Raw genomic sequence first — 10,000 nt, 5'->3', positions numbered from 1 at the left:
CCAGCGTTCAATCTGAGCCATGATCAAACTCTTCAATTTAAGATTTGTTTGATTTGCTATGAGTTAACATAGCGATGCTCAAAGATTACTTTCTGCAAATATGCATTCGAACCGAAGTTCAAATGTGTACTGCTTTGGTCACTCTTCAAGACTTTGATATTGCTTCTGCCTGCCGAAACAGGCGTCGATATCGTCTTGCGAGTGCCCACACAGATTGTCTGATAAATTGTTAAAGAGCGTTCGTTACCCGTTTGCCTTGCGGCGAATCTTACGGTAACGCGGGAGGCAGATAATACGCTTTCCCGCTGAAGTGTCAAGATTTTATTTGGTTTCTTTCGAAGTCAAAATCATTCTTTTCTCTTCCTGACCCGGCGAAGTATGTTTCGTTGTTCCCGGTCAGTGGAGGCGCATTATAGGGAGTTCCTGACAGCCTGCAACCCCTAATTTGAAAAAACGTTTCAACTGCGTTTTATTTCAGCAGAAAGGGGGTGAAAGACCCGTATTTAAACAATTATTAAGCTAAACATTCAGTACCCGAGTTAAACAGTAGAGTAAAATAGAAGTATAAGAAGATAGATAGGACAAATCACTATGCAACTAAATACCCAACAACAAGCTGCGCAGCGCAATCTTTCGTATCTGCTGGCCGAAAAGATTGGCCAACGTATTCTTGCTGGGGAATATGAAGCTGGCAGCATACTGCCTGGCGAGATAGAGTTGGGTGAGCAATTTGGCGTTAGCCGTACCGCCGTTCGTGAAGCAGTGAAAATGCTCGCAGCAAAAGGGATGTTATTGCCGCGACCACGTATTGGTACCAGAGTAATGCCGCAAGCGAATTGGAACTACCTTGATCAGGAATTATTGACTTGGTGGATGAACAGAGAGAATTTCGATCAAGTGATGCAACACTTCCTTATATTAAGGACCTCGCTTGAACCTCAGGCCTGTTCACTGGCTGCTATCAATGCCAATGAAAAACAGCGAACACTGTTAGCTTCATTAATAGCGGAGATGCGTGCGTTGCATACTCACTTTAATCGTGAACGATGGATTCAGGTTGATGCCCAGTTTCATCAGTTAATCTATGAAGCCAGCGGCAATCCATTTTTGACCTCTTTTGCCAATTTGTTCAGTTCGGTTTATCACAGCTACTTTCGCGCCATTACTGGCGATGAGGTGATTAAGCTGCAATACCATCAGGATATCGTCGACACAATTTTGGCGGGTGACAGCCAAGGTGCTTTATTGGCCTGTCAGGTGCTATTAAAAGAAAAAGACTAACGGCAGATGTTATTTATATCTATATATAGAGAGAGAGTACTTAAGCCCAAACATTATAATCAGGACGGATGATGATAAAATCTGCGCGCAGTATGGCAGGTCTTCCTTGGATAGCGGCTATGGCTTTCTTTATGCAGGCTTTAGATGCCACCATACTGAATACAGCACTCCCATCAATAGCTGAAAGCCTTAACCGCTCGCCACTAACCATGCAGTCAGCCATTATCAGCTATACCCTGACCGTCGCCATGCTGATCCCAGTGAGTGGCTGGCTAGCCGATCGCTTTGGTACCCGGCGAATTTTCATTCTGGCCGTTTCTTTATTTACGCTGGGATCATTACTGTGTGCGCTTTCCGATTCTTTGCCATTTTTGGTGGCTTCCCGTGTGATTCAAGGGGTCGGTGGCGCGATGATGATGCCCGTCGCCAGGCTTGCTCTGATCCGGGCTTATCCGCGCAGTGAGTTATTACCGGTATTAAACTTTGTGACTATCCCTGGATTAGTTGGTCCGGTAATGGGGCCGCTATTGGGCGGGTTATTAGTCACCTACGCCACTTGGCATTGGATTTTTATCCTGAATATTCCTATCGGTTTACTGGGGATTTTTTACGCCCGTAAGTATATGCCGGACTTCACCATGCCTAAGCGCGCTTTTGATATTATCGGTTTCCTGCTATTCGGTAGCAGTTTAGTGATGATATCCGTAAGTCTGGAAATAATGGGGCGGCCCGATATTGCCAGTTATCTGCCAGCCGCCACCCTGCTGGGCGGCTTATTAATGCTGCTCTTCTATATATTTCATGCCAAAGGCCACCCAAGCCCACTGATTGGCTTACCCCTGTTTATGACACGAACATTCTCAGTCGGTATTGCCGGGAACGTAGCTTCACGGCTAGGTACCGGTTGTGTCCCTTTCTTGATACCGTTGATGTTGCAAGTCGGGTTTGGTTATTCAGCCATTATTGCCGGTTGTATGATGGCACCTACTGCCATAGGTTCGATGATGGCGAAATCCGCCGTTACTCAGGTATTGCGTTCGCTCGGTTATCGCACGGTATTAGTGGGTGTCACCGCCATTATCGGCGTGCTGATTGCCTTATTGGCGTTGCAATCACCGGGGATGTCGCCTTGGATGATGATATTGCCGCTATTTGTATTAGGAATGGCGATGTCGACACAATTTACCGCGATGAACACCATCACTCTGGCTGACTTAACCGATAATAATGCCAGTTCGGGTAACAGTGTTCTGGCGGTAACCCAGCAACTGGCGATTAGCTTTGGGGTTGCTATCAGTGCGGTTGTATTGCGTTTTTACGATGGATTGTCGTTTGGCGGTGATGTTGACCACTTCCATTACACCTTTATTACCATGGGTGTGGTGACATTGCTTTCATCTATGGTGTTCTTATTGCTCAAACCCAAAGATGGCGATAATTTAATTCAGGGACGTAATGTGAAAAAAGTGGCTAAACCCACAGAGAGTGAAGTTTAACGGGTTGCCACTGATCCACGTTCCACCAGCTCGGGAGTGAGGATCAGCACTTGAGGTTCCGCTTCTGGGTTATTCAGCCGATAAATAAGAGTATCAATGGCAAGTTCACCAAGGGAATCTTTTGGTTGATGAATGGTAGTCAGTGGTGGCGTCATATATTGTGCGATTTCAATATCATCGTAACCAATAACTGCCATATCTTGCGGAATCGATAACCCAGCCTGATGCAAAGCCTGATAAACCCCAACCGCCATGGCATCATTACTGGTGAACACCGCTTCAGGTGGCTCTGGTAGCGCAAGCAGCTGTTTCATAGCAACTAAACCGCCACTAAATTCAAAATCACCGGCAACTTCATAATCAGGGAGAATGGGTAAACCTGCACGATCCATTGCCTGACGGTATCCTTCCAGTCGCTCTTTGGCCGGAGTCTTGTCTTGAGGGCCAGCGATACAGGCTATGCGGGTATACCCTCTGGCAATCAAATATGAGGTTGCCATTTCACCGCCCAATAATGAGTTGTCCTGAATGACGTCATTTACCCCTTCGAAGGGCGCCCAGTCCATCATAATAATCGGCAACGAAGGATAACAACGCAGAATATCTTGGGAAGGGCGGTGGTTTTCGGTACACATCAGCAGCAAACCATCGACGCGCTTTTGCATCAAGGTTTCAATACTGCGGCTCATGCGATTGATATCGCCTTCGGTATTACACAGAATCAAACTGTAACCACGCTCATAGCAACTGCGCTCTACACCACGAACCACTTCGGCATAAAACGGGTTACTACTGGCAGTGACCAACATACCAATGGTACGAGTTTCTTTCAGTTTTAGGCTGCGAGCCAGTGCAGATGGGGCATAGTTGAGTTGTTTAACGGCGGCTAGCACTTTGTCGCGAATAGGATCGCTGACAAAGCGGTTTTTATTAATAACATGCGAGACGGTTGAGGTTGATACACCCGCTAAGCGGGCGACGTCTTTCATGGTAGCCAAAGTTAACCCCGGCCTTGTAAGAAGCTGTCGATCTCGGCACGCCACGGAATTGAGGGTTGCGCACCAGGGCGAGTCACTGCAATAGCGGCCGCTGCATGAGCAAAGCGCACCGCCGAGTCCATCAATTGACCTTCTAATAATGCAGTCAGTAATGCGCCGTTGAACGTATCACCAGCAGCAATGGTATCTACCGCATTAACCTTAAACCCGGCAACCAACTTACCCTGACCTTGTTCACTGAGCCATACACCACGGCTGCCCAAGGTAATTATGACCGTCGCAATGCCTTTATTATGTAGAATTTGTGATGCTTTCGCCGCATCATCATCATTTTCAATATGAATACCCGTTAAACACTCAGCTTCCGTTTCATTCGGGGTAATCATATCCACCCGCATTAACAGCTCGTCGGGTAATTCGCGGGCGGGTGCCGGATTCAGAATGACCTGAGTCTGATGCTGTTTTGCCAGTTTAGCGGCAGCAATCACAGTCTCGATCGGGGATTCCAGTTGCATTAATAATGCGTCTGCATCGATAACTTGCTGCTGATAACGGCTAAGATACGCAGGTGTTACTGCCGAGTTTGCTCCAGCATCAATACCAATTACGTTTTCGCCTTCACCATTGACGAAGATCAGCGCAACCCCCGTGGTCGTACCCGCTACTGCCTCGATTGGCCCGGTATCAATGCTATCGCGGGCTAACTGCTGGCGTACCCGTTCACCAATATCATCTTCACCCACACAGGCAATAAACGCGATATTCGCCCCACTACGACCGGCAGCAACGGCCTGATTTGCGCCTTTGCCACCGAAAGCAACTTTATACTGCTTGCCGATAACCGTTTCACCTGGACGCGGAAACTGTTCAATATTCATAATGTGGTCGGCATTGATACTGCCCAGAACCACCAGCTTACCTGTTTCCATCGTATTTATTCCTTTGTCCTTGAAGTTGCAGGGGGTTAGTTAGTTACCTGCAACTTCAATTACTTTGGTATATTGAATGACAACTATTTAGTAACGGATTTTATTGTTTAGTTACTAATTTCAAATCAACTGGGATAATGACCTGCACTTTTTCGCCTTTCAATACTTTATCCGCGGTTTCCACGCCAATTACACCAATTTGGTCTGGGCGTTGAGCAATAGTCGCGCCCAGTTTGCCACCTTCAACCGCTTTGATACCGTCATCGGTGCCATCAAAACCAACCACTAACACATCAGTTTTGCCCGCTGTCTGTAACGCGCGCAAGGCACCCAATGCCATTTCGTCATTCTGTGCAAAGACAGCCTGCACCTCTGGATGCGCGGTCAGCAGGTTCTGCATGACGTTTAAGCCTTTGGTACGGTCAAAGTCAGCTGGCTGGCTGGCTAACAGTTGGAATTTATGTTGATCCATCGACTGCTTGAAGCCTTCACCACGTTCACGGGCAGCAGAAGCACCAGCAATGCCTTCCAACTGAATCACTTTGGCATCGTTACCCAATTTCTTGGCAATGAAGTCACCGGCCATTTTGCCGCCGAAACGGTTATCAGATGCCACGTGGCTCACCACGGTACCTGAGTTTGCCAGACGGTCGAGGGTGATAACTGGGATGTTTGCCTTATTAGCCATTTTAACCGCGTTACCTACTGCATCAGAGTCAGTTGGGTTGATCAGCAGTAATTTAGTGCCACGGACCATTAAGTCCTGCACGTTAGCCAGTTCTTTAGCTGGATTGTTTTGGGAATCCAAAATAATCAGGTTGTAGCCAAGTTTATCCGCTTCTTTTTGTGCGCCATCTTTCATTGAAACAAAGAATGGGTTATTCAGCGTGGAAACGACCAGCGCGATAGTGTCTTTCGCCAGCGCGTTAGCACTTACGGTAGCACTCAATGCAATAACAGAGATCAAAGTAGCCAGTTTTTTCATTTTCATCGTCACTATTCCTGTAGGGAGAGAGGTTATTTGCTGCTTTTATTGTCTACCAACACCGCCAGCAGGATAACCACTGCTTTGACAATCATTTGGTAGTAAGAGGAGACACCCAATAAATTCAAACCGTTATTTAAAAATCCGAGGATTAATGCGCCGATCAGGGTGCCAACAATCCGCCCTTTACCCCCAGCAAGGCTGGTACCTCCCAGAACCACGGCTGCTATTGCATCCAGTTCATAGCCGGTACCGGCAGTAGGTTGTGCTGACGACAGGCGGGCAACTTCAATAATCCCCGCCAATGCCGCTAACAACCCACATAATGAATAAACAATAATTTTAACTTTATCGACGCTGATACCTGAAAGCCGTGTTGCTGACTCGTTCCCCCCCAGCGCATAGATATAACGACCCAGACGGGTGTGGTGCAGCATGTACCAGGCGGCAATAAAGACAACTGCCATCAACCAAATAGGGGTGGGTATGCCAAATGGGCGGCCGATACCGAACCAGCCAAAGGTGTCGGCCACATCAGTAAAACCAGTATTTACTGGGCTACCATTGGTGTAAACCATGGTAATACCACGTAATAATAACATCATGACCAATGTGGCAATAAACGCCTGTACTTTGCCTTTAGCGACAATGGCCCCGGTAATAGCCCCAATAAACGCCCCCAATGCCAACGCTGCGGCAACCGCGACCAATGCATTGACTTCTAACCCGACAATAGATGCTGCCACCGCGCCAGTCAGTGCCAGTAATGACCCCACCGACAAGTCGATACCGGAGGTTAGGATAACCAGCGTCATCCCCACGGCCATGATAGCGTTAACAGAGGTCTGCTGAAGAATGTTGAACATATTATTGACGGTAAAGAAGTTAGGGCTTAGTGACGAAACCACAGCAATCAGCACCAGCAGCGCAATCAGTGATTTTTGTTCTAATAACCATTCTTTACTGAACCAGCGCTTTGTATTGATAGTCTGGGAACTCATATCTGATTACTCCTGCTCTACTCGTCATATTTCAAGCTGCATGTGCGTTGGCTTCCTTCGTTCACCCCAGTCACTTACCTGTGTAAGCTCCAGGGGATTTACTCTGTTGCCGCCTTCCTGCAACTCGAATTATTTAGAGTCTAAATAAATTATTTTTCCAATAAAACACGCTTGCCGACGGCCGCTGCCATCAACACTTCCTGGGTAGCCTGTTCAAGAGAGAACTCGCCGCTTAGCTGACCTTCATGCATCACAAGAATGCGGTCACTCATGCCCAACACTTCTGGCATTTCCGAGGAGACCAAAATGATGCTCAGCCCTTCTTGTTTGAATTGGTTGATTAACTGGTAGATCTCTTTTTTAGCCCCAACATCGACACCACGGGTAGGTTCATCAAGGATCAGCACTTTTGGACGGGTCATCAAACCACGAGCGATAGCCACTTTCTGCTGGTTGCCTCCGGATAACAGACCAATTGGTTGTTCCATCGAAGGCGTTTTAATATTAAATAGACGAATAAAATCCGATACCGCTTGCTGTTCATCAGCATGCTTGAGCGAACCACCTAAACGGCTGAAGTAGCGCAATGCCGTCAAAGACATATTCTCTTTAACCGACATCCCCAGCACCAATCCATCTCGCTTACGGTCTTCAGAGATATAAACGATGCCGTTTGCCAGACCATCTTGCGGTGAATGGGTGACGACTTCACGACCATCCAACATAATAAAGCCAGATTTCCGTGGCAGCGCCCCGTAGATGATTTTCATCAGCTCGGTGCGACCGGCCCCCATCAAACCAGCAACTCCCAAGATCTCGCCACTGTACAAGGTGAAACTGACATTCTTCACACCGGGACCACAGAGCTGTTTGACCTGCAAACGCTTTTCACCACGGGGTATATTCAAACGTGGGTATTGTTCTTCCAGCTTACGGCCCACCATCATTTCAATCAGTGAGTCTTCAGTCAGATTATCAACCGGTTTTTCGGCAATAAACTGACCATCACGGAATACTGTAACGTCATCGCAAATCTCAAATATTTCTTTTAGCCGGTGGGATATATAGACAATACCGCGACCTTCCGCTTTCAATTCGTTAATAACATTAAATAAAGACGCGGTTTCAGTATCGGTTAGGGCATCGGTTGGCTCGTCCATAATGATCACTTTGGATTCAAAACTCAGCACTTTGGCGATTTCTACCATTTGCTGATCACCAATGGAAAGCTCACCCACCAGACGATGGCTGCTGTAACTGATATTAAGGCGCGCCAGCAGTAAATCGGCTTCGGCATACATTTTTTTCCAATCAATGCCGCCAAAGCGATTAACAAACTCACGTCCTAAAAAGATGTTTTCTGCGATTGTAAGCTGTGGGATCAGGTTAAGTTCCTGATGAATAATGCCAATACCCGCTTCCTGCGACTCTTTTGGGCCAGTAAACACCACCTCTTTACCCATAAAATACTGACTGCCAGCATCTTTACTGTAGATGCCGGTCAGTACTTTCATCATGGTCGATTTTCCGGCCCCATTTTCGCCCACCAGTGCCATCACCCTGCCAGGATAGACACTAAGCCCAGCACCGCAGAGTGCTTTGACGCCGGGAAAGGCTTTATCAATCCCTTTCAGTTGCAGCAAAGGTTGCATAAATGCCTCAGAAGGTTACGCCGGAGCAGAGAATGATGTTAGCAAAGGGGGAACATTCCCCGCTACGGATCACTGCCCGACTGTGTTTGGTTTGCTCTTTAAAAGCCTCATGGCTGATATAGCGCAAAACAATTTGGTTTCCCTGGTGTTGTTCAAGTTGTGTTAGCTGGGCGAGTAACGCGTCATGGAGTTGCGGATTATTTTTAACTATCTCTTCCGCCAAGACGGCACTCTCAACCTGCATTTCTTGTGTGACCACCTCAAGAACCTGAAGAAACCCAGGGACGCCTCGTGTCAGTGCCAGATCGATACGGGTGGTGGTTGCCGGTATCGGCAGCCCCGCATCACCTATCACAACCTGATCGGTATGGCCCAGGCGGGAGATAACAGCAGAAATATCAGAATTCAGTAATGCGCCTTTTTTCATTTTCTACTCCAACAGCGAAACGTTTCGCTGATAAGGAGTTTAGAAAATCGGCAACAGAAGGCAAACCCAATTTGGTGAAATTGTGATCGCCATCGAAACGTTTCGCTGCACAAATGAAAAATCAGAGTAATAACTGAGGTAGCAGTGTTGCCCAGACCGAAACCAACAACATCATGGCCACCTGCCAGTGAGGGTGGGGTGCCCATAGGCTCCTCCTATGCTCAAAATATAGGCCAGATTTATCTACAGGCTCGGGGGCACTCCACCTTACTCAGTTGGGTGTCCAACTTTTGGGGTGCAGTTCAAAAAGGCGGACTTTTTCGTTTCTGTATCAGAGACTACACTCAGATTAAAATCATAATCGCGGTAGCATGTATTAATTAGTTTTTCATCCAAATTATAATAGCGACAGCTATCGTTATAAAAATAAAAAATCCAATAGCTACATCCCATATATAATTATCAAAATATGAGACAGTAATAACACAAAAAACAATAAAGATAATTATAGGTACATACATTGTCAAAACGTACCAAAGAAAATAAAAAAACACTTCTTTAAAATTCTCATCCTCGAATTAACCTATCAAGAGTAGAAATTAATTCTGAATCAGACATATTCCTAATACCAAAGTGAGCATTTTTAGTTAAATAAGGCTCAATCAAAAAATAAAGCATCTCAACATTACTAATACGAAGAGCTGTATAATAAGTGTTATTTCTTAATTTTAATCTATTAGCGGCTTCAGCGGCTTCAGCGGCTTGCTGCACTCGACCATAGGTACTTAGAACCATAACTGCGTAGTTAGAGAACATATTCAACTTTTCTCTAACTAGCATTAACTAGCATTTTAAAGCCAAAATTAGAACAGATCTGTTTTACAGCCAACATCATTCTAACATCTTCATCTTTTAATCCAGCGCAAATATCTTTATAGTTATCAAAAAAACAACAAAATATACTCGCTTTTGTTTTCATAAAAATGCCTATTGAAAAAGTCATCGCGTGGGCAGAATTCTTAAATTTATCTAAAATACTCGGCGCTTATAATAGCTTAATAACGATATGTTTGGTTTTATCTGCTGTTTTTTCTTTTATTACAATGAAAACACTCTTTATTGTAATAAAGACAATAAAAAAAAGAATCAACAGCATGTAATAATAAAAATAAGTTAACTTGTTTTGTACAAAACAGTCATAAAAAAGGCCGTTATGACTAACAGCCTCAGA

At 45.8% G+C, this 10,000-nt stretch carries 11 protein-coding genes and 1 rRNA gene (1 of these 12 cut by a window edge); 2 read left to right on the top strand and 10 right to left on the bottom strand.

Annotated features, from left to right (window positions below; translation table 11 throughout):
- Positions 1 to 39: ribosomal RNA gene (locus AEP37_RS21120) — 16S ribosomal RNA — on the bottom strand (it extends 1,504 nt beyond the left edge of the window).
- 552 nt (positions 40 to 591) lie between these two features.
- On the opposite strand from AEP37_RS21120, the gene AEP37_RS21115 reads away from it, so the two are divergent.
- On the top strand, positions 592 to 1,281 hold the full coding sequence (locus AEP37_RS21115; RefSeq protein WP_049615192.1) for a FadR/GntR family transcriptional regulator: 690 nt from the start codon (positions 592 to 594) through the stop codon (positions 1,279 to 1,281).
- Between the two features lie 71 nt (positions 1,282 to 1,352).
- Positions 1,353 to 2,777 carry a multidrug transporter subunit MdtD gene (gene mdtD / locus AEP37_RS21110; protein WP_049615191.1) on the top strand — a complete coding sequence of 475 codons (1,425 nt, stop codon included), beginning with the start codon at positions 1,353 to 1,355 and terminating at the stop codon, positions 2,775 to 2,777.
- Here the strand turns inward: mdtD and rbsR are convergent.
- The 9 genes from rbsR to AEP37_RS27015 all read right to left on the bottom strand — a co-directional run.
- Complete coding sequence (rbsR, locus tag AEP37_RS21105; RefSeq protein WP_049615190.1) at positions 2,774 to 3,775, bottom strand: ribose operon transcriptional repressor RbsR; 1,002 nt, start codon at positions 3,773 to 3,775, stop codon at positions 2,774 to 2,776. The genes mdtD and rbsR overlap by 4 nt on opposite strands.
- 2 nt (positions 3,776 to 3,777) lie before the next feature.
- Positions 3,778 to 4,704, bottom strand: a complete 927-nt coding sequence (gene rbsK / locus AEP37_RS21100) for a ribokinase (protein WP_049615189.1) — start codon at positions 4,702 to 4,704, stop codon at positions 3,778 to 3,780.
- A 100-nt stretch (positions 4,705 to 4,804) separates the two neighbouring features.
- Positions 4,805 to 5,695 carry a ribose ABC transporter substrate-binding protein RbsB gene (gene rbsB, locus AEP37_RS21095; protein WP_049615188.1) on the bottom strand — a complete coding sequence of 297 codons (891 nt, stop codon included), beginning with the start codon at positions 5,693 to 5,695 and terminating at the stop codon, positions 4,805 to 4,807.
- Between the two features lie 26 nt (positions 5,696 to 5,721).
- Positions 5,722 to 6,690, bottom strand: coding sequence for a ribose ABC transporter permease (gene rbsC, locus AEP37_RS21090; protein WP_049615187.1), 969 nt, complete (start codon positions 6,688 to 6,690; stop codon positions 5,722 to 5,724).
- A 149-nt stretch (positions 6,691 to 6,839) separates the two neighbouring features.
- Positions 6,840 to 8,342 (bottom strand): ribose ABC transporter ATP-binding protein RbsA, encoded by a 1,503-nt coding sequence (gene rbsA, locus AEP37_RS21085; protein WP_049615186.1) that lies wholly within the window; start codon positions 8,340 to 8,342, stop codon positions 6,840 to 6,842.
- A gap of 7 nt (positions 8,343 to 8,349) precedes the next feature.
- Positions 8,350 to 8,769 carry a D-ribose pyranase gene (gene rbsD, locus AEP37_RS21080; RefSeq protein ID WP_049615185.1) on the bottom strand — a complete coding sequence of 140 codons (420 nt, stop codon included), beginning with the start codon at positions 8,767 to 8,769 and terminating at the stop codon, positions 8,350 to 8,352.
- 567 nt (positions 8,770 to 9,336) lie between these two features.
- On the bottom strand, positions 9,337 to 9,609 hold the full coding sequence (locus AEP37_RS21070; RefSeq protein ID WP_049615183.1) for a hypothetical protein: 273 nt from the start codon (positions 9,607 to 9,609) through the stop codon (positions 9,337 to 9,339).
- A complete protein-coding gene (locus AEP37_RS26295; RefSeq protein WP_156168705.1) occupies positions 9,599 to 9,748 on the bottom strand; it encodes a hypothetical protein in 150 nt (49 codons plus the stop codon). Before AEP37_RS26295 ends, AEP37_RS21070 begins: the two co-directional genes overlap by 11 nt.
- A gap of 66 nt (positions 9,749 to 9,814) precedes the next feature.
- On the bottom strand, positions 9,815 to 10,000 hold a 186-nt coding region (locus tag AEP37_RS27015), incomplete at its 5' end, for a hypothetical protein (RefSeq protein ID WP_049615182.1).

Source organism: Yersinia pekkanenii (assembly GCF_001152565.1).
Taxonomy (GTDB): domain Bacteria; phylum Pseudomonadota; class Gammaproteobacteria; order Enterobacterales; family Enterobacteriaceae; genus Yersinia; species Yersinia pekkanenii.
Note: the sequence above shows the minus strand (reverse complement) of the source record. Positions and strands in the feature narration are given on the sequence as shown.